The following is a 25,341-nucleotide window of genomic DNA, read 5'->3' as shown; positions in this document are numbered from 1 at the left end:
TGAATCCGTGCTGCTTACAATTTTCGCGGCGCATTCAACCCATTTGCCTACGGAGTCGCTCACATGCTGACCTCGAATGGTCTGGCGTCGGCCTCTCCAGGCTCCGACGCTCTTTTGCCCCTTGACCCGGGCCACGCCGTTCTGGATGCGTTTCCCGACGCCGTCTTTGTCGTCGGGCTCGACGGCCGTCTGGCCCACTGCAACCGCCAGGCCCGCAGCCTGCTGGACCACTCCGGAGATGCGCTGGAGGGCAGCGTTTTCGAAGAGCGTTTCGTCGCCCAGGCTGCGCGTTCAGGCTGGGCAAGCCGCCAATGGGAGCCTCCTGCCCAGGCCGCACAGCCCCGGCAGGCCAGCTGCTGGCCGCTGCTGACCTGTTCAGGGCGCGAGCGGCCCGTGGCTTCGAGCACATCGCGCATACGGCTGCCGGACGGCAGCCCGGCGTTGCTGCTGTGCGTGCGCGAGGCCGATGCGCACCCGCCTGCAGCGCCGCCGTCCGCGCCCCCGCCCCTGTCCAGCCCGCTTTCCAGCGCAGAGCGCAGCTTTGCCTTGCTGGTGCAAAGCGTGACCGACTATGCGATCTACATGCTCGACCCCGAAGGCCGCATCGTGAGCTGGAACCTGGGCGCCAAGCGCATCAAGGGCTATGAGGAGGAGGAGGTCCTCAACACCCATTTCTCGCGCTTTTACACGCCCGAAGACCAGCAGGCCGGGCTGCCCCAGGCGGGGCTGCGCACGGCGGTCAGCACGGGCCGCATGGAGGCCGAAGGCCTGCGCGTGCGCAAGGATGGCTCGCGCTTTTGGGCCTCGGTGGTCATCGATGCCATCTACGATGACGGCCGGCTGATCGGCTTTGCCAAGGTCACCCGCGATGTGACCGAGCGCAAGGCCGCCGAATCCCAGCTGCGCCAGGCCTTGAAGATGGAGGCCATCGGCCGCTTCACGGGCGGCGTGGCCCATGACTTCAACAACCTGCTGATGGCGGTGCTCAGCAGCCTGGAGCTGCTGCGCAAGCGCATGCCGCCCGACGAGCGGCTGCGCGCGCTGGTGGAGACCGCCACGCGCGGCGCCCAGCGTGGCGCCTCGCTGACCCAGCGCATGATGGCCTTTGCGCGGCAGCAGGAATTGAAGACGGAGGCCGTGGACGTGGCGGTGCTGCTGTCGGGCCTGCAAGGCCTGCTGCAGCAGGCGGCCGGCCCGCATATCTTTCTCAAGATGGCCCTGGCCGCCAACCTGCCGCGCATCCTCACCGACCCCAGCCAGTTCGAGAGCAGCATGCTCAACCTCGTCGCCAACTCGCGCGACGCCATGCCGGGCGGCGGCGTCATCAAGATCGCGGCGGCCGTGGAAACGATGCTGCCGCGCCAGCTTGCAGGCCTTGCCGCAGGCTCGTATGTCTGCGTGCGCGTGGAGGACACCGGCGAGGGCATGGACGAACAGACGCTGTCCCGCGTGGTCGAGCCCTTCTTCACCACCAAGGGCGTGGGCAAGGGCACTGGCCTGGGCCTGGCCATGGTGGACGGGCTGGTGGCCCAATCCGGCGGCAAGCTCGTGCTGCACAGCACACCGGGCAACGGCACCACGGTGGAGATGTGGATGCCCATCTCCAAGGACGAGAGCACGGCCTGCCACCTGGGCGCCCAGCGCACGCAGGACGTGGGACCCATGGACGTGCTGCTGGTGGACGACGACCCGCTGGTGCTGGCCAACGCCTCGGCCCTGCTGGAGGACCTGGGCCACCGTGTCACGGCCCTCGGCGCCGGGCAGGAAGCCATCGACCTGCTGGCGCGCCAGGCACGCTTTGACGTGGTCATCTCCGACTACGCCATGCCCGGCATGAACGGCGTCGAGCTGGCCGAACACATTGCGCAGCGGTATCCAGGCTTGAATTTCATCCTGGCCAGCGGCTTTGCAGACATCCCGGCGCTGCCGCCTGGAATGACGCGGCTGGCCAAGCCGTATTCGCAGGAGGATCTGAGCCAGTTGCTGCATCAGTTGGTGAGGGCGTGAGCCCCCATGGAGATGGCCTGCGAAGCGTTTTCGCAAGCCATCACATCAAGATGGCAGGGTGGAAACAATGGCGCGATTGGCCTGCAGGTGGGCTTCAATCGACGCCAATTGCGCGTCGTAATCACTGATGACTTGCTGTGCGGAGGTACTCCGCGGCATCCTTGTTTTTAGAAAAACAAGAACGGGTATGACGATCAAGGAAAGCATCCACGCCAACGTGAGCGCAGTGTTGATGGCAGTCATCTTGATCTGGTTTTCTGGGGCAATCCAAAGCCAAAGCTGCCCATACAGGCCAAGTCACCCGGCCGTATTCATTGCATCGCCCATGGGCAGCGAGCCGGGCAGTGTAGCGCTGAATGCGGCGGGTTTGACCAGGCTGCATGTGCAGCCGGAACTGCTCCAGTTGTTGTAGCCGTGGGGGAGGGCTCAGACACCTGCCTTCTCGAACAGCCGGCGCAATACCTGCATGGGCAGGAACCTGACCTTTCGCCGTTTCAGTTCCCGCCGGAACAGGCGCTCGCGTTCAATGAAGTTGATCTTGGGTTTCATCTTTTTTTTGGGCTGCAATGGACGAAACGCGCCAATCTACTTGTGAACGCCGCAGCTCCTGTAACACCGTGTCAGCGACGCTTCGGGATTGCCGGTTGCCGGTTGCCGGTTGCCCGTTGGCGCTCGGCCCTATGGCCCGCGCCATTGGGCATGCCGCACGCCAAGCTGCAGCTGCTGGATGCGGCGGTGGATGGTGGAGCGGCTGACGCCGAGCTGGCGCGCCGCCTCGGAGACGTTGCCCTGGCATTGGGCAAGCAGTTGCTCCAGCGCCTGTGCGGCGGACTCGCTGGTGTTGCTGGCCAGGGCGGCGGTGCAGGGCGGGGTGCCGTGCAGCGCGTCGGGCAGGTGGTCGGGCTCGATGCTGCCGTCGCCATCGTTCCCGCACAGGGCTGCGGCGTAGCGCAGCGCGTTGTGCAGCTCGCGCAGGTTGCCAGGCCAGGCGTGCGCGGCCAGCAGCGCGCGGGCCGCGTCGCCCAGGTGCAGATGGCTGCCCAGCGTGGCCAGCATCTGGTCGGCAATGGCCTGCAGGTCGCTGCGCTGGCGCAGGGCGGGCAGTTGCAGCTCGGCGGCATTGAGGCGGTAAAGCAGGTCTTCGCGGAAGCTGCCGCGCCGCACCAGTTCGGCCAGCGGGCGGTGCGAGGCCGAGATGACGCGAACGGACACGGCCCGTGGCGCGCGGGCGCCCAGCGGGGTGATTTCGGATTCGGACAGGACACGCAGCAGCTTGGCTTGCAGGGCCAGTGGCATATCGCCGATCTCGTCGAGGAACAGCGTGCCTTCATGCGCCGCGGCGATCAGGCCCTCGCGGCCCTTGCTGGCGCCGCCGGTCCAGGTGCCGGGCAGGTAGCCGAACAGCTCGCTTTCCAGCAGTGCCTCTGGAATGGCCGCGCAGTTGATGGCGACGAAGGCGCCGCTGCGGCCGCTGCTGGCATGCAGCGCGCGGGCCAGGTATTCCTTGCCTGCGCCGGTCTCCCCCTGCACCAGGATGGGCAGCGTTTGCGGCGCGAGCCGTGCGGCCTTGCGCAGCAGCGTCTGCAGCTTGGCATCGCCCGTGTCCAGCGCCTGCAGCGCTGCCGGCAGCGGGGGCTGCGCCGGCATGGCCTGCGCGCGCAGGCGGCGTGTCGGGCGCTGCGGCTCCATGGCATGGGCGAAGAGGATGCTGCCGTCGCGGGCGCGGATGATGCGCTCCTGCGCCGGGCGATGGCGGCGCAGCTCGGGCAGGTGGCGCAGGTCCACGTCGAAGAAGCGCTCCAGCGGCTGGCCGATGAGCTTGTGGCGCTGGCGCCAGTCCAGCTGCGCGGCGGCCACCAGCAGGCGGGCGCCCGCGTGGGTCATGGCGCGGATGCGGCCCCGTGCGTCCACGCTGATGGAGGCGTCGGGATCGACGTCGAGGAAATCGGGCGACTGCGCCAGGCGCACCACCCAGTCCTGGCCGGACTGGGCCATCAGGTTGGCCTGCTCCACGCGCCGCGCAGCGGCCACGACGAGGTTCAGCGCCAGGTTCTGGCTGGCCCGCTCGGCGGGCGAGCGCAGCAGCGACAGGTCCAGCACCGCTGCGAGTTCGCCGTGCATGTCGTAGATGGGTGCGGCCGTGCAGGACAGGCCGGTGTGGGTGAAGTCGAAATGGTCGCTCTGGTGCACGGTCAGCGCCTCGCCCGTTTCCAGGCAGGCGCCCACGGCCGAGGTGCCCGAGTGGTCCTCGCGCCACTGCGCGCCCAGGTACAGGCCCGCGCGGCGCAGGTCGCCAGCGTCGGCCTCGTGCCCGAGGAAGTCCACGGCCACGCCGTGCCGGTCCGCCAGCAGCAGCACGTAGTCCAGGCCCTTGAGCTGCTGGTACAGCCGCTCCAGCGCATGGCGGGCGATGTGGATCAGCGGCTCGGACTCCTCGCGGTGCGCGCGCAGCTGGCCGTCGGTCACGATGTGGGCTTCGCTGGTATGCGCCGGGTCGAGCCGGTGGGAATCGATGCACCGGCGCCAGCTGCGCAGCACGGCGCGGTCGCGCTCTTGGCCGCGGTTGGAGTAGCCGAGGCCAAAGGCTTCGATTTCCTGGATGTGCGAGGCGTAGGACTGCAGGGGCATGGCGTGGAGTCGATGCGGGCTTTGAACGTGCCGCAGACGATTCTGTGCCCTGCACGGTGCAGCGCCAATCAAGACTTACCCACTGCCCCTGCTGCGCTGCAGCACGCCTGGTGCGACAGGTGTCGCAGGGCTGCCCCACCTGTCGCGGGCGGCAACGCCGGGCAGCGGGGTGCAAGGCGCAGGGTTTGTACTGGCGGTGCGCAGGCAACCCCTTGATTTGCCTGGCGCATCCTGCCGCCGGGCCTGTCTGGCATGGTGATTGCGTAAGAGCGCCTGCCCGAAGAAAAACCAGCGGGCATGACCGCATCAAGGAGACAACCATGACCGATACGACGCCCAACGCCCGCGCCAAGGCGCTGCTTGACCAACTCAACCATGCCCTGGGAGACCGCGACTTCGCGGCCGCCAGCCGCCTGTTCGCCGATGAATGCTATTGGCGCGACCTGGTGCTGCTGACCTGGAACATCAAGACCATGGAAGGGCGCAGCCAGATCGCCGACATGCTGGCTGCGCAGCTGGACGCCGCGGCGCCCGTGCGCTTTTCGCTGGACGAGCGTGAGACGGTGGAGGAGGCCGATGGCGTGGTGTCCGCCTGGATCGTGATCGATACGCGCCATGCGCGCGGCGGCGGCCATGTCCGCATCAGGGACGGGCGCATCTGGACGCTGCTGACGGCCGCCCAGGAGCTCAAGGGCCATGAGGAACCCATGGGCACGCGCCGCCCGATGGGGGCCGAGCACGGCATCCGGCGTGGCCGCCAGACCTGGCTGGAGCGCCGCCAGCAGGAGGCGCAGGAGCTGGGCCGCGACAAGCAGCCTTTCGTGCTCGTCATCGGCGGCGGCCAGGGCGGCATTGCGCTGGGCGCGCGGCTGCGCCAGCTGGGGGTATCGCACATCGTCATCGACCGCCAGGCGCGCCCTGGCGACCAGTGGCGCAACCGCTATAAATCGCTGTGCCTGCACGACCCGGTCTGGTACGACCACCTGCCGTACATGCCTTTCCCGGACAACTGGCCCGTGTTCGCGCCCAAGGACAAGATCGGCGACTGGCTGGAGATGTACACCAAGGTGATGGAGGTCAACTACTGGCCGTCCACCAACTGCCTGAACGCCCGCTTCGATGAGGACCGGCAGGAATGGGAAGTCACCGTGGAGCGCAACGGCGAGACGCAGGTGCTGCGCCCCAAGCATGTGGTGTTCGCCACCGGCATGTCGGGCAAGGCGAATGTGCCCAAGATCAAGGGCCAGGACGTCTTCAAGGGCGAGCAGCAGCACTCGTCCCAGCACCATGGCCCGGACGCCTATGCGGGCAAGAAGGTGGTGGTGATCGGCGCCAACAATTCAGCGCACGACATCTGCGCGGCCCTGTGGGAGCACGGCGCCGATGTGACCATGGTGCAGCGCTCGTCCACGCACATCGTGCGCTCCGATTCGCTGATGGACATCGGCCTGGGCGACCTGTATTCGGAGCGCGCCGTGGCCAGCGGCGTGACGACCAGGAAGGCGGACCTGATCTTCGCCTCGCTGCCCTACCGCATCATGGCCGACTTCCAGGTGCCGGTGTACGACCGCATCCGCGAGCGCGACGCTCAGTTCTACCGCCAGCTGGAGGCGACCGGCTTCATGCTGGACTTCGGGGATGACAACTCGGGTCTTTTCATGAAGTACCTGCGCCGCGCCTCGGGCTACTACATCGACGTGGGGGCCTGCGATCTGGTGATCGACGGCAGCATCAAGCTGCAGGCGGGCAAGCAGATCAGCCACCTGTCGGAAAACGCGGTGGTGCTGGCCGATGGCACCGAGCTGCCGGCGGACCTGGTGGTCTACGCGACCGGCTATGGCTCCATGAACGGCTGGGTGGCCGACCTGATCAGCCAGGAGGTGGCAGACAAGGTGGGCAAGGTCTGGGGCCTGGGCTCGGACACCACCAAGGACCCGGGGCCGTGGGAGGGCGAGCAGCGCAACATGTGGAGGCCCACGCAGCAAGACGCGCTGTGGTTCCACGGCGGCAACCTGCACCAGTCGCGCCACTACTCGCTGTACCTGGCGCTGCAGCTCAAGGCGCGGCAGGAAGGCCTGCCAGTGCGTGTCTATGACCTGCAGCAAGTTCATCACCTGCGGTAAGGCCGAATAATCGCCATGGGGCGGCTGTGCCGCCCGCCAACCCAGCCTTGCAAAACAGAAAGTTCAATCATGAAAGCAGCACGTTTCTACGACCGGGGCGACATCCGCATCGAAGACATCCCCGAACCCGTGGTGGAGCCCGGCACCGTGGGCATCGAGGTGGCCTGGTGCGGCATCTGCGGCACGGATTTGCATGAGTTCATGGAAGGGCCGATCTTCATTCCGCCCTGCGGCCATCCGCACCCCATCTCGGGCGAGTCCGCACCCATCACCATGGGGCACGAGTTCTCCGGCGTGGTGTACGCCGTGGGCGCGGGCGTCGACGATATCAAGGTCGGTCAGCACGTCGTGGTGGAGCCCTACATCGTGGCCGACGACGTGCCCACGGGGCCGGGCGACCACTACCACCTGTCCAAGGACATGAATTTCATCGGCCTGGGCGGGCGCGGCGGCGGGCTGTCCGAGCGGATTGCGGTCAAGCGCCGCTGGGTGCACCCGATCTCCAATGCCATTCCACTGGACCAGGCCGCGCTGATCGAGCCGCTGTCCGTGGGCCACCATGCCTACACCCGCAGCGGCGCGAAGGCGGGTGATGTGGCGCTGGTCGGCGGTGCAGGCCCCATCGGCCTGCTGCTGTCCGCCATCCTGAAGGCCAAGGGCCTGACGGTGGTCATCACCGAACTGAGCGCCAAGCGCAAGCAGAAGGCGCGTGAATCGGGCGTGGCCGATCACATCCTGGACCCCTCCGAAGTGGACGTGGTGGCCGAGGTGATGAAGCTCACCGGCGGCAAGGGCGTGGATGTGTCGTTCGAATGCTCCAGCGTGAACAAGGTGCTGGACACGCTGGTGGCCGTGACGAAGGCCACGGGCGTGGTGGTGATCGTGTCCATCTGGAGCCATCCGGCCACCATCAACGTGCACAGCGTGGTCATGAAGGAGCTGGACGTGCGCGGCACCATTGCCTACTGCAACGACCACCAGGAAACCATCAAGCTGGTCGAGGAGGGCAAGATCAACCTCGAGCCCTTCATCACCCAGCGCATCCAGCTCGATGACCTGGTGGCGCAGGGCTTTGACACGCTGATTCACAACAACGAATCGGCGGTGAAGATCATCGTGCAGCCACGGCTCAAGTAGGCCGGGCGGCAGGCCTGAATCGAACCGGCTGCGATCAGGAGCGGGTTCGTCTGATGCCTGCCGTGTGGTCACGCTGCGCAAAGAAAAAAGCCCTTGATTGAATCAATCAAGGGCTTAGATCATTTTGGCGGAGAGGGCGGGATTCGAACCCGCGGTGGGGATTAGCCCACACACGCTTTCCAGGCGTGCGACTTAAACCGCTCATCCACCTCTCCGAAGACCGCGATTCTAGCACTGGTTTTGCACGTCCTGGACAAACTCCATGGTGTGCCATCAATTCGCCACGGTGAGCCAAGGCCAGCGCTCTTGGTAGTTTCGCGCTTTGGCCTCGAACATGGCCGGTTGTGCGAACCTGGGGTTGATGCGCAGCCGGCCTGCCGCGAGGTCTGCCAGTCCATCGGGCGCATACAGCTCCCCGCTGGTCACATCGATGCCAACGCAGGTGCAGGCGATCAGGTAACGGTCCATGCCATCGCGGGCGCTACGCAGTTGGGGATAGGGCGCGTTGAAGCGCTGTGGATACCACAGGTGCACGCGCGCCTGGTTGCGTATTTCGATGCGGGCGCCCAGGTCTGCCAGCAACTGCTCGGCCTTGCGGATTACGGCGTCTTCGGCTTCCCACGACAGGTCGTTGTCGTCGAAGTAGAAGATGTCGTAGTCCTTCACGCCCCAGCCTGCAGGGCGGCCTGAGTGTTGATTCCACCAGGCCTGGAACAGGCAGCCTGCCGTCAGGTGGCATTGATTCAGGCCCAGGGCCGGCAGGCGCTGCAGGAGTGCGGCGTTGATGGGGTTCTGCCTGGCGATGGTCACAAACTCCTCGGAATTTGGCGTGGTTGGCATAGTTCAAATCTTGCGGGGAGTCGTTGTGTTCTGCTGGAAGTTCTGCACTTGCGGCATGGCCCGCACCTGCGCCTGCAGCCACGTGCACAGGGTGTCGAGCCGGGCAGGCGCGGCGGTGCTGCGGCGCAGTGCCAGGTAGCGGTAGCCGGAGGCCGTGAAGCCGAAGGGTGCCAGCAGGCGGCCGGCCTGCACGTCGTCCATCACCAGGTGCCAGGGAGCAACGGCTGCACCCAGGCCGCGCAGCGCCGCTTCCAGCGTGAAGTAGTAGTGCTCGTAGACGGGGCCGGCCGCTGCGGGCGGGGCCATGTCCATGGAGGCGGCCCACAGGTCCCAGGCATCGCGCCGGCCGCGCGTGTGCAGCAAGGGGAGGCTGGCCAGGTCCTGGGGCCGCGCGACAGGCCCGGCCATTGCGGGGGACATCACGGGGCCCAGGTATTCGTCGAAAAGCGGCAGGGCCAACTCGTCGTCTGAAATGGCCTGGCCGCTGTTGCCGCTGCTGTCGGTGGGGATGGCCGTGATGAGCAGGTCGCAGCCTTCGCGTGCAGCGTCGGTGCCGGTGTCCGTGGTGCGCAGGCGCACCTCGATGCCGGGGTGGTGCGCGTGGAAGTCGAACAGCCGGGGGATCAGCCATTTGACGGTGAAGGTGCTGAAGCAGGCCACGTCCAGCGGGCCTTCGTGGGCGTCGCCCAGGCTGCGCACCGCCTCATGGATCTGCTCGAAGGCCTGGGTGAGCGCGGGCTGCAGGGTGCGCGCCGCTGCGGTGAGCGTGGGGCGGGCCTTGGTGCCCGCGAACAGCGCCAGGCCCAGATGCTGCTCCAGCTGCCGTACCTGGCGGCTGACGGCGCCGGGCGAGACGCACAGCTCGTCTGCCGCCGCCGTCATGCGGCCCAGGCGTGCGGCAGCTTCAAAGGCGCGCAGGGCGGCCAGCGGGGGCAGGCGGCGGGTCATGGGTGGGGTCATGAGTCGGGTCACCGGGCGGGTCACGGGGCGGGTGGAGGCTATGTGAGTTCCAGGTACATAGAACCGGCCGAATCATCGCTTTTCAGGCAATGGGCCGGTGGATAGATTTGCCGCTTCGGCCGGCAATCCTGCGTGGATTCTGGCCGGACTCTTCCTCTCCATTTGATCCCAAAGCACATAGCACCATGCCCTTCGTCCACACCTATCTGCCCCAGTCCACCTCCACTTCCCAGCGCGATGCCGTCGTGCAGGGCATCCACCAGGCGCTGGTGCAAGGCATTGGCATGCCCGAGGACGAGCTGTTCAACATGGTGCACCCGTACGCTCCCGGGCAGTTCGCGTTCAGCCGCAGTTTCAACGGGGTAGCGCGTTCGGATGCGGTGGTGGTGGTCGAGATCACCATGCGGCGCGGACGCAGCGATGCGATGAAGAAGGCCTTGTATGCGGCCATTGCGCGCAATCTGCACGAGGGGGCCGGGGTTGCGCCGGCCGATGTGTTCATCTTCATGCATGAGAACGACTACTCGGACTGGTCCGTGGGCCATGGGCGCTTCGCCATGGCACTGGTGCAGCAGACCGGCGCGCAATGAAAAACGGGCCGCGATGGCCCGTTCTTCATGGGGTTCCGGCGGATCTCAGCTGGTGCGCTGCCCGGTCTGGATCATCTTCATGGCCGAGGTGATCAGGCTCGATACCTCGGTCATGTTGCTGGGAACGATCAAGGTGGTGGTGGCGTCCGATGCCACCTGGCTGTAGGCCTCGACGGCCTTTTCGGCCACCTTGAGCTGCACGGCCTGTTCGCCGCCGGGCTGGCGGATGGCGTTGGCCACGCGTTCGATGGCCTGGGCGGTGGCGTCGGCCACGGCCTTGATGGATTCGGCCTCGCCCTGGGCCTTGTTGATGACGGCCTGCTTCTCGCCTTCGGAGCGTGCGATGAAGGCTTCGCGCTCGCCGGTGGCGATGTTGATCTGTTCCTGGCGGCGGCCTTCGGAGGCGGCGATCAGTGCGCGCTTTTCGCGCTCGGCCGTGATCTGGGCCTGCATGGAGCGCAGGATTTCGGCGGGCGGCGTCAGGTCCTTGATTTCATAGCGCAGCACCTTCACGCCCCAGTTGAGCGCGGCCTCGTCGATGGCGGAGACCACCTGGGCATTGATCATGTCGCGCTCCTCGAAGGTCTTGTCCAGTTCGAGCTTGCCGATCACGCTGCGCAGCGAGGTCTGGGCCAGCTGGGTGACGGCCATGATGTAGTTGGACGAGCCGTAGCTGGCGCGCATGGGGTCGGTGACCTGGAAGTAGAGGATGCCGTCCACCTGCAGCTGGGTGTTGTCGCGCGTGATGCAGACCTGGCTGGGCACATCCAGCGGGATTTCCTTGAGGCTGTGCTTGTAGGCCACGCGGTCCACGAAGGGCACGAGGAAGTTCAGGCCCGGCGTGAGCGTGCCGGCGTACTTGCCAAGGCGTTCCTTGACCCAGGCGTGCTGCTGGGGCACGACCTTGACGGAGCGTGCGATGAAGATGGCCGCGATGACGGCGATGACGATGGCGATTTCCATGGTGTCTCCAAGCCCGGAGGGCATTCAGTGAAACAAGAGGGTGAGGCGAAGGGGCGCGAGGACTGCATCCCCAGGTGTGCGCAAGAGGTGCAGCGGTGGCTCAGAGCTTGTCCACGAGCAGCCGGTTGCCGACGACCTCGGCCACGCGGTGCATGCCGGCCGAGGGCAGGTTGCCCGGGCGGCCGATCACGGTCCATTGGGCGCCACGGTAGCGGACCTGGGCCGTGCCGTCGGAATTCCATTGCTCGACCATGACGGACTCGCCTATGTCGAGGTTGACATCGCGGTTGCTCGATGCCGGCTGGCGGCTGGGCTGGCGGCGGCGCACCAGATAGCAGGCCAGCACGAAGGCGCTGCCCAGCGCGGCGGCGATGATGATCTGTGCAATGGGCGCCAGGCCCGCATGCGCGCACAGCGCGCCGACGATGGCGCCCAGCGCCAGCATCAGCAGATAGAAGCTGCCGGTCAGCAGCTCGGCGATGACCAAGGCGCCGGCGACTAGCCACCAGATGGTGGAATATTCCATGCGTGAGACTCCCTTTGTGACAGTTGCTTGTGTTTAGTGCAGCACATTCTGGGTGAAAATCCGCACGCTTCAAAGGCGCAATAAGGATATTCCTTACACTTCGCGCCTGTTTCGTTTTTTGGCCCGCTCAGGTTACGGAGGCTGCCCCCATGAAGTTTCGCTTTCCCATCGTCATCATCGACGAGGACTACCGCTCCGAGAACACCTCGGGCCTGGGCATCCGCGCCCTGGCCCAGGCCATCGAGGAGGAAGGTTTCGAGGTGCTGGGCGTGACCAGCTACGGCGACCTGTCGCAATTCGCGCAGCAGCAAAGCCGGGCCAGTGCCTTCATTCTGTCCATCGATGACGAGGAGTTCTCGCTGGGCGATGGCGGAACCGATCCCGTGATCCACAGCCTGCGCAGCTTCATCGGCGAAGTGCGCCGCAAGAACGCCGATGTGCCGATCTACATCTACGGCGAGACCAAGACCAGCCGCCACCTGCCCAACGACATCCTGCGCGAGCTGCACGGCTTCATCCACATGTTCGAGGACACGCCGGAGTTCGTGGCCAAGCACATCATCCGCGAAGCCAAGAGCTACCTGGAAGGCGTGCAGCCGCCGTTCTTCAAGGCGCTGCTGGACTATGCGGAAGACGGCTCCTACAGCTGGCACTGCCCCGGACACTCGGGCGGCGTGGCCTTCCTGAAAAGCCCCGTGGGCCAGATGTACCACCAGTTCTACGGCGAGAACATGCTGCGCGCCGACGTGTGCAACGCGGTGGAGGAGCTGGGTCAGCTGCTGGACCACAACGGCGCCATCGGCGAGAGCGAGCGCAATGCCGCCCGCATCTTCAATGCCGACCATTGCTACTTCGTGACCAACGGCACGTCCACGTCGAACAAGATCGTGTGGCACCACGCCGTGGCGCCCGGCGACGTGGTCGTGGTGGACCGCAACTGCCACAAGTCCATCCTGCACTCCATCATCATGACGGGTGCGATTCCGGTGTTCCTCAAGCCCACGCGCAACCACTTCGGCATCATCGGCCCGATCCCGCAAAGCGAGTTCTCGGTGGAGTCCATCCAGGCCAAGATCGCGGCCAATCCGCTGCTCAAGGGCGTGGACGCCAAGACGGTCAAGCCGCGCGTGCTGACGCTGACACAGTCCACCTACGACGGCGTGCTCTACAACACCGAGACCATCAAGAGCATGCTGGACGGCTATGTGGCCAACCTGCACTTCGACGAGGCCTGGCTGCCGCACGCTGCCTTCCACCCGTTCTATGGCAGCTACCACGCCATGGGCAAGAAGCGCGCGCGCCCCAAGCACTCGGTGGTGTATGCCACGCAGTCCATCCACAAGCTGCTGGCCGGCATCAGCCAGGCCTCGCATGTGCTGGTGCAGGACAGCCAGACCGAAAAGCTGGACCACCACCTGTTCAACGAGGCGTACCTGATGCACACCTCGACCAGCCCGCAGTACAGCATCATCGCCAGCTGCGACGTGGCCGCCGCGATGATGGAGCCGCCCGGCGGCACGGCCCTGGTGGAGGAGTCCATTCTGGAGGCGCTGGACTTCCGCCGCGCCATGCGCAAGGTGGAGGACGAGTTCGGCGACGACGACTGGTGGTTCGAGGTCTGGGGTCCCGAGAAGCTGGCCGATGAAGGCGTGGGCTCGGCCCAGGACTGGATCATCCGCGGCCATGACGCGGCACCCAAGCGCTCCAAGGCCAAGAACGGCAAGGAGTTCGACAACTGGCACGGCTTCGGCGAGCTGGCCGACGGCTTCAACATGCTGGACCCGATCAAGTCCACCATCGTGACGCCGGGCCTGGACCTGGACGGCGATTTCTCGGACACGGGCATCCCCGCCTCCATCGTGACCAAGTACCTGGCCGAGCACGGCGTGGTGGTGGAGAAGACGGGCCTGTACTCGTTCTTCATCATGTTCACCATCGGCATCACCAAGGGCCGCTGGAACACCATGCTGACGGCGCTGCAGCAGTTCAAGGACGACTACGACCGCAACCAGCCGCTGGCGCGCATCCTGCCCGAGTTCTGCCAGCAGCACCGCCGCTACGAGCGCATGGGCCTGCGCGACCTGTGCCAGCACGTGCACCAGCTGTACGCCAAGTACGACATCGCCCGCCTGACGACCGAGATGTACCTGTCGGACCTGCAGCCCGCCATGAAGCCCACCGATGCCTACGCCCACATCGCGCAGCGCAAGACCGAGCGCGTGGAGATCGACCACCTGGAAGGCCGCATCACCGTGGGCCTGGTCACGCCGTACCCGCCCGGCATTCCGCTGCTGATTCCCGGCGAAGTGTTCAACCGCAAGATCGTGGACTACCTGCTGTTTGCGCGCGAGTTCGCCAAGGAGTGCCCAGGCTTCGAGACCGACATCCACGGCCTGGTGGAATTGCAAAGCGAAGATGGCGAAGTGCGCTACTACGCCGACTGCGTGGCCGGGACCGCGCCGGCCCGCAAGACGCCGGCAGGGGGCAAGCCTGCTGCGAAGAAGGCCGTGAAGACTGCAGCCAAGCCTGCGGCCAAGACAGCCGCCAAGACAGCTGGCAAGGCAGCCGCCAAGACAGTTGCCAAGGCAGCCGCGAAACCGGCAGCCAAGCCGGCCGCCAAGGTTGCCAAGGCCGCCGCGGTCAAGGCGCCTGCCAAGCGCCCCGCAGCGCGCAAGGCGCAGCCGGCCGCGCCTGAAGTCGGCACCGCAGCCAAGCCTGCGCGCGGCCGCAAAATGGTGCAGGTGGGGGACGATGGTCCCTTCGGCCGCACGATCTGATCGCCGGGCCGGCTGACGGCCCATATAAAAGGCGCGGGTCCCGAAAGGGGCTCCGCGCCTTTTTCATTGCGCCGCTGCGGCGTTGTTATTCCGTGGTCACTCCAGGCGTATCTTTGCGTCGCGGATCAGCGCGGCCCAGTCCGTCTGTTCCTTGAGCAGGTATTGGGCCGCGTCCTGGATGCTGCCGCCCAGGGCCGTGCTGCCCTCGGCCTGCAGTTGCTGCTGCACGGCGGGCTGCTGCAGGGCCGCGTTCACGGCGGTGTTCATCTTCTGCACGATGGCAGCCGGCGTGCCCTTGGGCGCGACGATGAGCTTCCAGTCCACGGCCTCGAAGCCTGCATAGCCCGACTCGGCCACGGTGGGCACCTCGGGCAGGATGGGCAGGCGCTTGGCCGAGGTCACGGCCAGGGCGCGCAGCTTGCCGCCCTTGAGTAGCGGATAGACGGCCTGGGGCGTGCCGAACATGTAGTGCGTCTGCTTGCCCAGCAGGTCGGTCACGGCCGGCGCTGCGCCCTTGTAGGGCACGTTGAGCACCTGGATGCCGGCCTTGAAGGCCAGCATCTCGCCGGCCAGGTGGCCTACCGTGCCCGTCGATGCCAGGCCCTGGCGGATGCCGCCCGGGTCGGCCTTGGCGGCCTTGACCAGATCCTGCACCGACTTCCATGGCGAGTCCTGCGGCACGACCAGCACCGTGGGCTGGGCGGCGACCAGGGCCACGGGGATCAGGTCGGTGCGCGGGTTGAAGGGCATGCTGGGCAGCAGGGCGGGGTTGATGGCGAGGTTGGCGGTCTGGCCCATGCCGAAGGTATAGCCATCCGGCGCGGACTTGGCCACTGCATCCAGGCCGATGTTGCCGCCCGCGCCGGGCTTGTTGTCCACGACCACGGTCCATTTGTTCAGCGTGCCCACGCGCTCGCTGATCTGGCGCGCTACCGCGTCCGTGCCGCCGCCCGGTGTGTAGGGAACGACCATGCGCACGGCGCGTGAGGGCCAGTGGTCAGTCTGGGCCTGGGCCGCCAGCGGGAGCAGGGCGGCAGCCAATGCGGGCAGGGCGCACAGCAGCAACTGGCGGCGCGGGGCGGAACAAGGGCGGGCCTGGGTCTGTGCCTGTGTCCGGTTTTGGGCGGTCGGGTTGCGGTGGATGGCGGGCATGGTGTTGTCTCCGGGAATTTTTGGGAAAAGGCCTCCCCGCCGGGCGCGCGGCAAGCGTCGTCCGGTGTGGGGTGGATGGGGTGCAAGGTTGCAGGGGCGCCGCGCGCCGGGTGGACGGCGGCGCCTTCAGTGGCTCAGCCTGGCTTCAGTGGGAAGCCTTGGCGTGGCTGTCGGTGGCGTCGCCCCGGGCCAGGGCCAGGGCCTGCTCGCTGCTGTAGCCCAGGGCGGTGAGGATCTCCAGGCTGTGCTCGCCCAGGCGCGGCGGCGACAGGCGCACATCCAGGCGCTTGCCGTCCAGCGTGAAGGGCAGCAGCACGGTCTTGGTCTCGCGGCCATCGGGCAGGGTGATGGGGGCCAGCGCGCCCGTGGCGTTCAGGTGCGGGTCTTCCAGCAGGTCCTGCGGGCGTGCGATGGGCGCGAAGGGCAGGCCGTTCTTCTCGAAGATCTCCGCAATGTGGGCGGCGCTGTGCGGGGCCATCTTCTCGCGCAGCAGCGGCATCAGCCAGCTGCGCGCCAGCACGCGGTCGTTGTTGCTGCCAAGGCGCGGATCGTCGCGCAGCTCGCCCAGGCCGAAGGCGTCGCAGAACAGGCGCCAGGCGCCATCGCTGACCACGGCCAGGAAGATCTGCTCGCCGTCCCGGACTTCGAACACGTCGTAGATGGCCCAGGCCGAGATGCGTGCCGGCATGGGCGCGGCCGGCTTGCCGGTGACGGCGAACTGCATCATGTGCTGGGCGACCAGGAAGATGTTGTTCTCGAACAGCGCGCTTTGCACTTCCTGGCCGCGCCCGGTCTTCTCGCGCTGGGCCAGGGCGGCCATCGCGCCCATGGCGCCGAACATGCCGCCCATGATGTCGTTGACGCTGGCGCCCGCGCGCAGCGGGTCGCCGGGGCGGCCCGTCATGTAGGCCAGGCCGCCCATCATCTGCACCACTTCGTCCAGCGCCGTGCGGTGCTCGTAGGGGCCGGGCAGAAAGCCCTTGTGGCTCACGTAGATGAGGCGCTCGAAGCGGTCCTTGAGGCTGTCGTAGTCCAGGCCCAGCTTGCGCATGGTGCCGGGCTTGAAGTTCTCGCAGACCACGTCGGCCGTGGCGATCAGGCGCAGCGCGGCCTGCTTGCCTTCCTCGGTCTGCAGGTCCAGCGTCAGGCTTTTCTTGTTGCGGTTGAACAGCGGGAAAAAGCCCGAGCCCGAGCCCAGCAGCTTGCGCGTGGCATCGCCGTCGCGGCCGTGGCCCACGGGCTCGATCTTGATGACTTCGGCGCCCAGGTCGGCCAGCATCATGCCGCAGGACGGGCCCATGACCATGTGGGTGAACTCGACCACGCGGATGCCTGCGTAGGGCAGTGGCGCGGTCTGGCCTGCGGCCGTGTCGGGGGAGTTGGGTTGGCTCATGGAAAAACGGTGAATGAATGTGTGTTTTGTCGCTGCGGCTCAGGCCGGTGCGTAGATGCGGGGCACAAAGCCCTTGGGCAGTCCGGCCAGCGGCGTCATGCCGTGCAGCTCCTCACCGGGCAGGCCTGCGGCCAGCGGCTGGCGGGCGGCGATCAGGCGATCGATGTCCACGCCGGTGCGGATGCCCATGGCCTCGAACATGAAGACCAGGTCTTCGGTGACCACGTTGCCCGAGGCGCCGGGCGCATACGGGCAGCCGCCCAGGCCGGCCAGCGAGGCATCGAAGGTGCGCACGCCGGCCTCGTAGGCGGCCAGGCAGTTGGCCAGGCCCAGGCCGCGCGTATTGTGCATGTGGGCCGCGCCTGCATGTTCGCCCAGCTCGGCGCGCAGCCGTGTGAACAGGCGCCGCACCTGGGCCGGGTTGGCCATGCCCGTGGTGTCGGACAGGCCCGATTCATCGGCGCCCGCCGCCACGCAGGCCAGGGCCAGTGCAATCACTTCGTCCTCGGGCACCAGCCCCTGCAGCGTGCAGCCGAAGGCCGTGGAGATGCCCGCCTCGATCAGGGCCTGCGGCGCGATCTCGTCGCGCAGCGCGGCAATGGCCCGCACCTCGTCCACCATCTGCATGGGCGTCTTGCGCACATTGGCCATGGAGTGCGCGGGGCTGGCCGAGACGGGCAGCGTGACCTTGTGGGCGCCGGCGCGCAGCGCGGCCTCGGCGCCGCGCAGATTGGGGGCCAGGGCCATCACGGTGACGCCCGGCAGGGTGATGGCCTGGGCGACCACCTCGGCCGCGTCGGCCATCTGCGGCAGCAGCTTGGGCGAGACGAAGGAGCCGACCTCGATCTCCTGCAGGCCTGCATGGGCCAGCGCGGCGATCCAGGCCAGCTTGTGCGCCGTGGACATGGTGGAGGCCACGGACTGCAGGCCATCGCGCGGGCCGACTTCGCTGATGAGTACGTCAAAACGGTGGGAAGACATGGGCAGTTGCATCCGGTGGTGGGTGTCGATGGTGGCGGATTCACCTGTTGACATCGGGGTTCTGTGTGGTTCTAATAGATAGAACTATATTCTCTCTATTGAAATATTCCCTGCTGCACGCGCCATCGTCAAGCCTGCGTGCCTGGGGTTTTCCCTTGGGTGCCTTTTTATGCCTCGCAAATCAGTGACGGAATCGGTGGCCGACGAGAACGCCGCGCCGGGCGGCGTGGCGGCCGTGGACAGGGCCTTGAGCCTGCTGGCAGCGTTTCGCGACGGCGACGACGGGCTGACGCTGGCCCAGTTGTCGGAGCGCACGCGCCTGTACAAGAGCACCGTGCTGCGGCTGCTGGCCTCGCTGGAGCATGGCGGCTGGGTGCTGCGCATGGATGACGGCCGCTACGCCGTGGGCCCGGCCGTGGCGCGGCTGAACACCGTCTATGCCCGGCATTTCTCGCTGGACAGCGTGGTCATGCCCGTGCTGCGCACCCTGGTGCAGGCCACGGGCGAAAGTGCGGCCTACCACGTGCGCCAGGGCCAGGACCGGCTGTGCCTGTACCGCGTGGATTCGCCCCATCCCGTGCGCGACCATGCACGCACGGGCGATCTGCTGCCGCTGGGCCAGGGTGCAGGCGGGCGCGTGCTGTCGGCTTTCGACACCGAGCTGTACGCCGCATCGCGCGGCGGCAGCCGCACGCAGCTGGCCCGTGTGCGCGCCGATGGCTACTGCGCCATGGTGGGAGACAGGCACCGCGAGATCGCCGGGATTTCGGCCCCCGTGTTCAAGCGCGATGGGGAATTGGCAGCGGCGCTGACACTGACCATGCCAGCCCACCGCTATGAAGAGCGCCACGCCCGCCATGTGCTGGCGGCGGCGCGGGAACTGGGGCTTTTGCTGCCCTGAGCCAGGCGTGCGCGGTGCGCTGGCTCAGCCCAGGGCCGTGTCCAGCACCATCATCAGCACGAAGCCCAGCATGAGGCCGCCCGTGGCAAAGGCTTCATGGCCCTTGCGGTGCGACTCGGGAATGATTTCGTGGCTGATCACGAACAGCATGGCGCCCGCTGCAAAGCCCAGTCCCCAGGGCAGCATGGCTGCCGAGCCGCTCACGATGGCTGCCCCCAGCACGGCGCCCACGGGCTCCACCAGGCCGGAGGCCATGCCCAGCAACACGGCAAAGCTGCGCTTGTAGCCTGCGGCCAGCAGGGCCACGGCCACCACCAGGCCTTCGGGCACATCCTGTATGGCAATGCCCGTGGCCAGCGCATTGGCGCGCAATCCGTCGTTGCCCGCATAGCCCACGCCGATGGCCAGGCCTTCGGGCAGGTTGTGCAGGGTGATGGCGAAGACGAACAGCCAGGTGCGCTGCAGCTTGCGCGCGCCTTGCGGGTCCAGGCCTTCGCGGCCCTTGATGAAGTGCTCATGGGGCAGGAGCCTGTCCATGAGCATGAGGGCGGCACCGCCCATCAGGATGGCCGAACCTATGACCCCGCCAGCCGCCCAGCTGCCGCCACCGAACAGTTCCTGGGTGCGCACGGCCTCCAGTCCCGGCAGGATCAGCGAGAAGGCGCAGGCGGCCAGCATGACCCCGGCGCCAAAGCCGAACAGGGTGTCCTGCGTGCGTTCGGACAGGCGCTGGGACAGCATCACGGGCACGGTGCCCAGTGCGGTCGCCAGCGCGGCGGCCGAGCCTCCGGCCAGGGCCTGGAAGACCACCGGATGGTTCTGGGCGTAGGCCCAGAACTGGCTGGTGAGCGCCCAGGCGCCGGCCATCATGATGGCCAGGCCTATCCACAGGCGGATGTTGGACCGTACGCTGGTCTTGGAGCGGAAGCGTTGTGGCAGATCCATGCTGGTCGAGGTCAGAGGTTGGCGTTGCGGACCGTTCAGCCGCGTGCGGCGGCGTAGCGGCGGGCCACTTCGGCCCAGTTGACTACGTTGTAGAACGCCGCGATGTATTCAGGGCGGCGGTTCTGGTACTTGAGGTAGTAGGCGTGTTCCCACACGTCCAGGCCCAGGATGGGGGTGGCGCCGGAGCCGATGCCGGCCATCAGGGGGCTGTCCTGGTTGCCGCTGCTTTCCACGGCCAGCTTGCCGTCCTTGCCCACCACCAGCCAGGCCCAGCCGCTGCCAAAGCGCGTGAGCGCGGCCTGGGTGAAGGCGGCCTTGAAGGCATCGAAGCCGCCCAGCTCCCGGTCAATGGCCTGTGCCAGTTCGCCCGAGGGAGCACCGCCGCCGCCCTGGTCCACCGGGGCCATCACGGTCCAGAACAGGCTGTGGTTGGCGTGCCCGCCGCCGTTGTTGCGCACGGCACCGCGAACGCCTTCGGGCAGCAGGGACAGGTCGGCGATCAGCTGCTCCACGGGCTGGCTGCCATGCGGCGTGTCCTTGAGCGCGGCATTCAGGTTGTTCACATAGGCCTGATGGTGCTTGGTGTAGTGGATCTCCATGGTCTGCGCATCGATATGGGGCTCCAGCGCGTCGTAGGCGTAGTTCAGGGGAGGCAGGGTGTAGTTGCTCATGTGGTTTCTTTCAGGGACTACGGGGAAAAAATCGGTGCGTTGCGATGTCTGTGCGGCTGCAATCAATGCGCCAGCCGGGGCGGCAGGGCCGCAGACGTGCAGTCGAAGACGCGGGCCGAGGCCTGAAGCGCCGCATCGATGCGGGGCTGGCTGCCGTGCTGGCGCTGCCACTGCAGCAGGGCTGAATGGGTTTCGCGCATATGGCGCCAGGCGGCGCTGCACACGGCGGCCGCATGGTGGCGCGCATCACCCAGGGCCAGCAGGCCCTGGTGCGCCTCGCACAGGTATTCGATGGCCAGTGCGGGCTGCTGGCGCAATGCCAGCAACTCGGCCAGGTTGTGGTGGGAGACCACCCAGGCGGCCATGCAGTGATCGGCGTGTTCCGCCAGCAGCGGGCCGGCGATGAGGCGCTGCGCCACGTGCAGGGCCTTCATCTGCATGGCGAGCGCGCTTTCGATCTGGCCTGCATGGAAATGCCCATGGGCGCGGCGCGCCAGCTGTTCCCATTGATTCAAGGATGCTTCGGAGGGTGTCGGGACGGGAGAGGGCAGACTGAGGTCAGAGGTTGCTTGCATATCTGCTGGCTCCGAGGTTTTCAGAGGTTCTTTGATATTGATCTGAGAATTGTATTATTCATGAGAATCATTCTCATTCAAAACAAAAATGACCGTATGCAATCCGATGTGTATTTTCTTTCGCGCATCGGCAGGATGCGGATGCCTGGATTCCAGGCGAAAAAAAGCCCCGCAGGCGGCAATGCCTGCGGGGCGGGTCGCAGTCTGGCGGTGACTTAGACCTGGTCAGCCGACAGGCCGGCGGTCTGGCTGAAGCCGCCGTCCACGTAGGTGATCTCGGCCGTCACGCCCGAGGCGAGGTCCGACAGCAGGAAGGCGGCCACATTGCCCACGTCCTCGATGGTCACGTTGCGGCGCAGCGGCGATGCATCGGCCACGCGGCCCAGCAGCTTGCCGAAGTCCTTGATGCCCGAGGCGGCCAGGGTCTTGATGGGACCGGCCGAGATGCCGTTGGCGCGGATGGCGCGGCCGTCTGCCGTGCGGCCCACGGCCTCGGCCAGGTAGCGCACCGAGGCTTCCAGCGACGCCTTGGCCAGGCCCATGGTGTTGTAGTTGGGGATGGAGCGCAGGGCGCCCAGGTACGACAGCGTCAGCAGCGAGGACTTGTCGTTGAGGTAGGGCAGGGCCGCCTTGGCCATCGCGGGGAAGCTGTAGGCGCTGATGTCGTGCGCGATCTTGAAGCCTTCGCGCGACAGGCCGTCCAGGAAGTTGCCGGCGATGGCCTCGCGCGGTGCAAAGCCGATGCTGTGCACGAAGCCGTCGAACTTGCCCCAGGTCGCGCCCAGGTCGGCGAACAGCTTGTCGATCTGGGCATCGTCTGCCACGTCGCAGTCAAAGATCAGCTTGGAGTCGAATTCGGCGGCGAACTCGGTGATGCGGTCCTTGAAGCGCTCGCCCACATAGCTGAAGGCCAGCTCCGCGCCCTGTGCATGGCAGGCCTTGGCGATGCCGTAGGCGATGGAGCGGTTGGACAGAACGCCCGTGATCAGCAGTTTTTTACCGGCGAGAAAGCCCATTGTTGTTCTCCAGAGAAAGTGAGTGGAAGTGCGCACCAGCTGGCGGCGACGGCCGGGGCCCGCGTCAGCGTTTGCCAGCGGAAGGGCTGGCTGCGTGGTGCAGAATTGTCGCATGCGCCATTGGATGATTTCTTCGCTGCTGCTGGCCTCGGCGTGTGTGCCGGCCTGGGGCTCGCATGCCTATGCCCTGTGGGGCGAGCCCCGCTATGCCGAGGGCTTCAGCCATTTCGACTATGTCAACGCCAAGGCCCCTAAGGGCGGCGAGCTGCGCCTGGTGAGCAATCTGCGCATCTCCACCTTTGACAAATACAACCCGTTCACCATCAAGGGGTCGTCGCCCGCCTATCTGGCGGAGCTGATGTTCGACACCTTGCTGTGGCCCTCGCTGGACGAGACCGCCACCGGCTACGGATTGCTGGCCGAAGACGTGCAGGCTGCGGCCGACGGCCTGTCCGCCACATTCCGGTTGCGGCCCCAGGCACGCTTTCACAACGGAAAGCCCGTGCTGGCCGCCGATGTCAAGTTTAGCTATGACACGCTGGTGGGCCCGCATGCACTGCCCGGCTACAGAACGCTGTTCTTCGATGTGGCGGGCGTCGATGTGCTGGACGAGCGCACCGTGCGCTTTCGCTTCAAGCAGCCGAACCGGGAATTGCCGCTGACCGTGGGGGCCATTCCAGTATTCAGCCGCGACTGGGGCGTGGAAAACGGCAAGGCCAAGCCCTTCGACCAGGTGGTGATGGACACGCCCATCGGCAGCGGGCCCTACAAGATAGGTCCCGTGCGATTCGGCAAGGACATCACCTATGTGCGTGACCCGGACTACTGGGGCCGCGATCTGCCTGTGCGCGTTGGCACGGCCAATTTCGATCGCATCTCCGTCAAGATCTACCGCGACAACACGGCGAGGCTGGAGGCGCTGAAGGCCGGGGAGTTCGACCTCATGCGCTTTTACAGCGCCGGCGACTGGGCGCGTCGCCTGTACGGCAAGCGTTTCGACCGGGGCGAGCTGGTCAAGGGCGAGTTCAGCAACAAGCTGCCATCGGGATTCCAGAGCTATGTGCTCAACGTGCGCCGGCCTGTGCTGCAGGACGTCCGGGTGCGCCGCGCCCTGGGCCTGGCCATGGACTACGAGTGGATGAACCGGCAGATGTTCTACGGTTCCTACCAGCGCGTGCGCGGGCTGTTCGGCAACACGGCCTGCGAGACCCATGGCGAGCCCTCGCCAGAGGAGCTGGCGCTGATGGAGCCCTTGCGCAAGAGCATTCCGCCGGAGGCCTTCGGCCCCATGGCCGAGCCGCCGCGCACCGATGGCGACAGCTCGTTGCGCGGAAATCTGCGCCAGGCGCGGCAACTGCTGGCCGATGCCGGCTGGACCATTCAGGATGGCGTGCTGCGCAACGCGCGGGGCCAGGCCATGGAGCTGGATTACCTGGACAGCAGCGAGTCGGGCATTCGCCAGGTCTCGCCCTGGATACGCAATCTGGAAAAGCTGGGCATACGGCTGCGCTTTCGCTCGGCGGACTTTGCGCTGTACCAGCAGCGCGTGGAGAAGTTCGACTACGACATCATCTCCATCGCCTACCAGGGCACGAACAATCCGGGCCAGGAGTTCGCCGACCTGTTCGGCAGCCAGGCGGCGGCAACCGAGGGTTCCGGCAATTTCCCCGGTGTGAAGAACCCGGCGGTCGACGCCATGATCCGCCGCATGACCGAGGCCAAGACAGAGGCGCAACTGTTGCCTGCCTGCCACGCACTCGAACGCATCATCACGCACGGCCACTACCTGATTCCGCAGTGGAGCGCGGGCACGCACCGCATGGTCTACGACTCGTGGCGCCTGGTGCGGCCGGCCGTGGTTCCGGCCTATGCGAAGGGCGAGAGCTGGGCCATGGACACCTGGTGGGCCCGCATGCCGGTGCTGACCGCGCCGCCTCCATGAGCCGGCGTTGCGGCTGTGTCGTTGCGATCCGTTGCATGATGAGGGCGTCCCCCGGCTGGGGCCCCTCCCCGCAATGGACATAATGCAAGACTTCTTATGTGGGCCTACATATTCAAACGCTTGCTGCTGATGGTGCCGACCCTGCTGGGCGTACTGCTGCTGACCTTCGTGGTCGTGCAGTTCGTGCCCGGTGGCCCGGTCGAGCAGTATCTGGCCGAGGCCAAGGCCAGCGTGGGCCGTGGCGGCGAAGGCGGTGGCCTGGCCTACCGTGGCAACCAGGGGGTGGACCCCCAGCGCATAGAGCAGATCAAGGCCCTCTACGGCTTCGACAAGCCGGCCCATGAGCGCTTTTTCCAGATGCTCGGGCAGTTCGCGCGGTTCGACCTGGGGCGCAGTTTCTTTCAGAACAAGGATGTCTGGCAGCTGATCAAGGAGAAGCTGCCGGTCTCGGCCAGCCTGGGACTGTGGACCTTTTTCATCAGCTACCTCGTTGCCGTGCCGCTGGGCATTGCCAAGGCCGTGCGGGCCGGCTCGCGGTTCGACTTCGCCACCACGCTGCTGATCCTGGTCGGCTATGCGATTCCGGGTTTCGTGCTGGGCGTGGCGCTGTTGGTGATCTTTGGCGGCCAGTTGCAGTGGTTTCCGCTGCGCGGGCTGACTTCCTCCAACTGGGACGAGCTGTCCTGGGGCGCGCGCATCGTGGACTATCTCTGGCATATCGCGCTGCCGGTGACGGCCATGGTGGCGGGCAGCTTCGCCATCACGGCCATGCTGACCAAGAATGCCTTCCTGGAAGAGATCCGCAAGCAGTACGTGCTGACTGCGCGTGCCAAGGGCCTGTCCGAGCGGCAGGTGCTCTACCGCCACGTGCTGCGCAATGCGCTGATCCCCATCGTCACCGGATTTCCGGCCGCCTTCATCGGGGCCTTCTTCACGGGCTCGCTGCTGATAGAGACACTGTTCTCGCTGGACGGCCTGGGCCTGCTCAGCTATGACAGCGTGATTCGGCGCGACTATCCCGTGGTGCTGGGCACGCTGTATCTGTTCACGCTGATCGGCCTGGTGACCAAGCTGGTCAGTGACCTTTGTTATGTGTGGGTGGATCCGCGTGTACGGTTTGACTAGGTACCTTCCGAGCCGCTTCGCGGCTTGCCCGGTATGCACGGCGCCCTGTATCGCGGGGGGCGGACGGGCGGCGCGTGGCGCCGGGCTTC

The 25,341-nt window shown here is 66.6% G+C and carries 23 protein-coding genes and 1 tRNA gene; 9 read left to right on the top strand and 15 right to left on the bottom strand.

What is annotated here, in order from left to right; genetic code table 11:
• Positions 1 to 63: 63 nt before the first annotated feature.
• On the top strand, positions 64 to 2,007 hold the full coding sequence (locus IAE24_RS12200; protein ID WP_199961390.1) for a hybrid sensor histidine kinase/response regulator: 1,944 nt from the start codon (positions 64 to 66) through the stop codon (positions 2,005 to 2,007).
• Between the two features lie 45 nt (positions 2,008 to 2,052).
• On the opposite strand, the gene IAE24_RS12195 is transcribed toward IAE24_RS12200, so the two are convergent.
• The 3 genes from IAE24_RS12195 to IAE24_RS12190 all read right to left on the bottom strand — a co-directional run bounded on the left by IAE24_RS12195 (position 2,053) and on the right by IAE24_RS12190 (position 4,635).
• A complete protein-coding gene (locus IAE24_RS12195; RefSeq protein WP_233626277.1) occupies positions 2,053 to 2,250 on the bottom strand; it encodes a hypothetical protein in 198 nt (65 codons plus the stop codon).
• A 183-nt stretch (positions 2,251 to 2,433) separates the two neighbouring features.
• Positions 2,434 to 2,556, bottom strand: a complete 123-nt coding sequence (locus tag IAE24_RS30575) for a hypothetical protein (RefSeq protein ID WP_013803059.1) — start codon at positions 2,554 to 2,556, stop codon at positions 2,434 to 2,436.
• Between the two features lie 129 nt (positions 2,557 to 2,685).
• Positions 2,686 to 4,635, bottom strand: a complete 1,950-nt coding sequence (locus tag IAE24_RS12190) for a sigma-54-dependent Fis family transcriptional regulator (RefSeq protein WP_199961391.1) — start codon at positions 4,633 to 4,635, stop codon at positions 2,686 to 2,688.
• Between the two features lie 320 nt (positions 4,636 to 4,955).
• On the opposite strand from IAE24_RS12190, the gene IAE24_RS12185 reads away from it, so the two are divergent.
• Together IAE24_RS12185 and IAE24_RS12180 are read left to right on the top strand one after the other, a co-directional pair.
• Complete coding sequence (locus tag IAE24_RS12185) at positions 4,956 to 6,758, top strand: NAD(P)/FAD-dependent oxidoreductase (RefSeq protein WP_199961392.1); 1,803 nt, start codon at positions 4,956 to 4,958, stop codon at positions 6,756 to 6,758.
• A 69-nt stretch (positions 6,759 to 6,827) separates the two neighbouring features.
• Positions 6,828 to 7,895 carry a 2,3-butanediol dehydrogenase gene (locus IAE24_RS12180; RefSeq protein ID WP_199961393.1) on the top strand — a complete coding sequence of 356 codons (1,068 nt, stop codon included), beginning with the start codon at positions 6,828 to 6,830 and terminating at the stop codon, positions 7,893 to 7,895.
• Between the two features lie 125 nt (positions 7,896 to 8,020).
• On the opposite strand, the gene IAE24_RS12175 is transcribed toward IAE24_RS12180, so the two are convergent.
• From IAE24_RS12175 to IAE24_RS12165, 3 genes are all read right to left on the bottom strand, one after another.
• Positions 8,021 to 8,110: transfer RNA gene (locus IAE24_RS12175), tRNA-Ser, on the bottom strand.
• Between the two features lie 58 nt (positions 8,111 to 8,168).
• Positions 8,169 to 8,735, bottom strand: a complete 567-nt coding sequence (locus IAE24_RS12170; RefSeq protein WP_096915908.1) for a nucleotidyltransferase family protein — start codon at positions 8,733 to 8,735, stop codon at positions 8,169 to 8,171.
• Between the two features lie 3 nt (positions 8,736 to 8,738).
• Complete coding sequence (locus IAE24_RS12165) at positions 8,739 to 9,683, bottom strand: LysR substrate-binding domain-containing protein (protein ID WP_199961397.1); 945 nt, start codon at positions 9,681 to 9,683, stop codon at positions 8,739 to 8,741.
• A gap of 197 nt (positions 9,684 to 9,880) precedes the next feature.
• Here IAE24_RS12165 and IAE24_RS12160 point away from each other — a divergent pair, with 197 nt between their 5' ends.
• Positions 9,881 to 10,285, top strand: a complete 405-nt coding sequence (locus IAE24_RS12160; protein ID WP_012204809.1) for a tautomerase family protein — start codon at positions 9,881 to 9,883, stop codon at positions 10,283 to 10,285.
• Between the two features lie 45 nt (positions 10,286 to 10,330).
• On the opposite strand, the gene IAE24_RS12155 is transcribed toward IAE24_RS12160, so the two are convergent.
• Positions 10,331 to 11,248: an SPFH domain-containing protein gene (locus IAE24_RS12155; protein ID WP_012204810.1), complete on the bottom strand. Its 918-nt coding sequence runs from the start codon at positions 11,246 to 11,248 to the stop codon at positions 10,331 to 10,333.
• Positions 11,249 to 11,348: 100 nt separating this feature from the next.
• A complete protein-coding gene (locus IAE24_RS12150; protein WP_012204811.1) occupies positions 11,349 to 11,774 on the bottom strand; it encodes an NfeD family protein in 426 nt (141 codons plus the stop codon).
• 149 nt (positions 11,775 to 11,923) lie between these two features.
• Here IAE24_RS12150 and IAE24_RS12145 point away from each other — a divergent pair, with 149 nt between their 5' ends.
• Positions 11,924 to 14,551: an arginine/lysine/ornithine decarboxylase gene (locus IAE24_RS12145; RefSeq protein ID WP_199962448.1), complete on the top strand. Its 2,628-nt coding sequence runs from the start codon at positions 11,924 to 11,926 to the stop codon at positions 14,549 to 14,551.
• Positions 14,552 to 14,647: 96 nt separating this feature from the next.
• Here the strand turns inward: IAE24_RS12145 and IAE24_RS12140 are convergent, their stop codons facing one another.
• The 3 genes from IAE24_RS12140 to IAE24_RS12130 all read right to left on the bottom strand — a co-directional run bounded on the left by IAE24_RS12140 (position 14,648) and on the right by IAE24_RS12130 (position 18,089).
• The gene (locus IAE24_RS12140; RefSeq protein ID WP_199962447.1) at positions 14,648 to 15,703 is read right to left on the bottom strand and encodes a Bug family tripartite tricarboxylate transporter substrate binding protein; all 1,056 of its coding nucleotides are present in this window, start codon (positions 15,701 to 15,703) and stop codon (positions 14,648 to 14,650) included.
• A 145-nt stretch (positions 15,704 to 15,848) separates the two neighbouring features.
• Positions 15,849 to 17,096, bottom strand: a complete 1,248-nt coding sequence (locus tag IAE24_RS12135; protein WP_197943053.1) for a CaiB/BaiF CoA transferase family protein — start codon at positions 17,094 to 17,096, stop codon at positions 15,849 to 15,851.
• A 39-nt stretch (positions 17,097 to 17,135) separates the two neighbouring features.
• The gene (locus IAE24_RS12130; protein ID WP_043781550.1) at positions 17,136 to 18,089 is read right to left on the bottom strand and encodes a hydroxymethylglutaryl-CoA lyase; all 954 of its coding nucleotides are present in this window, start codon (positions 18,087 to 18,089) and stop codon (positions 17,136 to 17,138) included.
• A 157-nt stretch (positions 18,090 to 18,246) separates the two neighbouring features.
• On the opposite strand from IAE24_RS12130, the gene IAE24_RS12125 reads away from it, so the two are divergent.
• On the top strand, positions 18,247 to 18,978 hold the full coding sequence (locus IAE24_RS12125; protein WP_034392130.1) for an IclR family transcriptional regulator: 732 nt from the start codon (positions 18,247 to 18,249) through the stop codon (positions 18,976 to 18,978).
• A gap of 24 nt (positions 18,979 to 19,002) precedes the next feature.
• On the opposite strand, the gene IAE24_RS12120 is transcribed toward IAE24_RS12125, so the two are convergent.
• The 3 genes from IAE24_RS12120 to IAE24_RS12110 all read right to left on the bottom strand — a co-directional run bounded on the left by IAE24_RS12120 (position 19,003) and on the right by IAE24_RS12110 (position 21,109).
• Positions 19,003 to 19,923 carry a ZIP family metal transporter gene (locus tag IAE24_RS12120; RefSeq protein WP_012204817.1) on the bottom strand — a complete coding sequence of 307 codons (921 nt, stop codon included), beginning with the start codon at positions 19,921 to 19,923 and terminating at the stop codon, positions 19,003 to 19,005.
• 35 nt (positions 19,924 to 19,958) lie between these two features.
• Positions 19,959 to 20,594: a superoxide dismutase gene (locus tag IAE24_RS12115; RefSeq protein ID WP_012204818.1), complete on the bottom strand. Its 636-nt coding sequence runs from the start codon at positions 20,592 to 20,594 to the stop codon at positions 19,959 to 19,961.
• A 62-nt stretch (positions 20,595 to 20,656) separates the two neighbouring features.
• The gene (locus IAE24_RS12110; protein ID WP_233626423.1) at positions 20,657 to 21,109 is read right to left on the bottom strand and encodes a hypothetical protein; all 453 of its coding nucleotides are present in this window, start codon (positions 21,107 to 21,109) and stop codon (positions 20,657 to 20,659) included.
• Between the two features lie 120 nt (positions 21,110 to 21,229).
• Between IAE24_RS12110 and IAE24_RS12105 the strand changes: the two genes are divergently transcribed.
• Positions 21,230 to 21,388, top strand: coding sequence for a hypothetical protein (locus tag IAE24_RS12105; RefSeq protein WP_157158299.1), 159 nt, complete (start codon positions 21,230 to 21,232; stop codon positions 21,386 to 21,388).
• On the opposite strand, the gene fabI is transcribed toward IAE24_RS12105, so the two are convergent.
• Positions 21,385 to 22,185: an enoyl-ACP reductase FabI gene (gene fabI, locus IAE24_RS12100; RefSeq protein ID WP_012204820.1), complete on the bottom strand. Its 801-nt coding sequence runs from the start codon at positions 22,183 to 22,185 to the stop codon at positions 21,385 to 21,387. The genes IAE24_RS12105 and fabI overlap by 4 nt on opposite strands.
• Before the next feature lie 124 nt (positions 22,186 to 22,309).
• On the opposite strand from fabI, the gene IAE24_RS12095 reads away from it, so the two are divergent.
• Both IAE24_RS12095 and IAE24_RS12090 read left to right on the top strand, forming a co-directional pair.
• A complete protein-coding gene (locus IAE24_RS12095) occupies positions 22,310 to 24,127 on the top strand; it encodes an extracellular solute-binding protein (RefSeq protein WP_199962445.1) in 1,818 nt (605 codons plus the stop codon).
• Positions 24,128 to 24,223: 96 nt separating this feature from the next.
• Positions 24,224 to 25,252 (top strand): microcin C ABC transporter permease YejB, encoded by a 1,029-nt coding sequence (locus IAE24_RS12090; protein ID WP_013803046.1) that lies wholly within the window; start codon positions 24,224 to 24,226, stop codon positions 25,250 to 25,252.
• Positions 25,253 to 25,341 lie beyond the last annotated feature (89 nt).

Origin of the sequence: Delftia sp. S65 (genome assembly GCF_016516495.1) — a bacterium.
In the GTDB taxonomy this organism is placed as follows: Bacteria; Pseudomonadota; Gammaproteobacteria; order Burkholderiales; family Burkholderiaceae_C; genus Comamonas; species Comamonas acidovorans.
The sequence above is the reverse complement of the archived record's forward strand: the minus strand, read 5'-3'. Positions and strand labels throughout refer to the sequence as shown.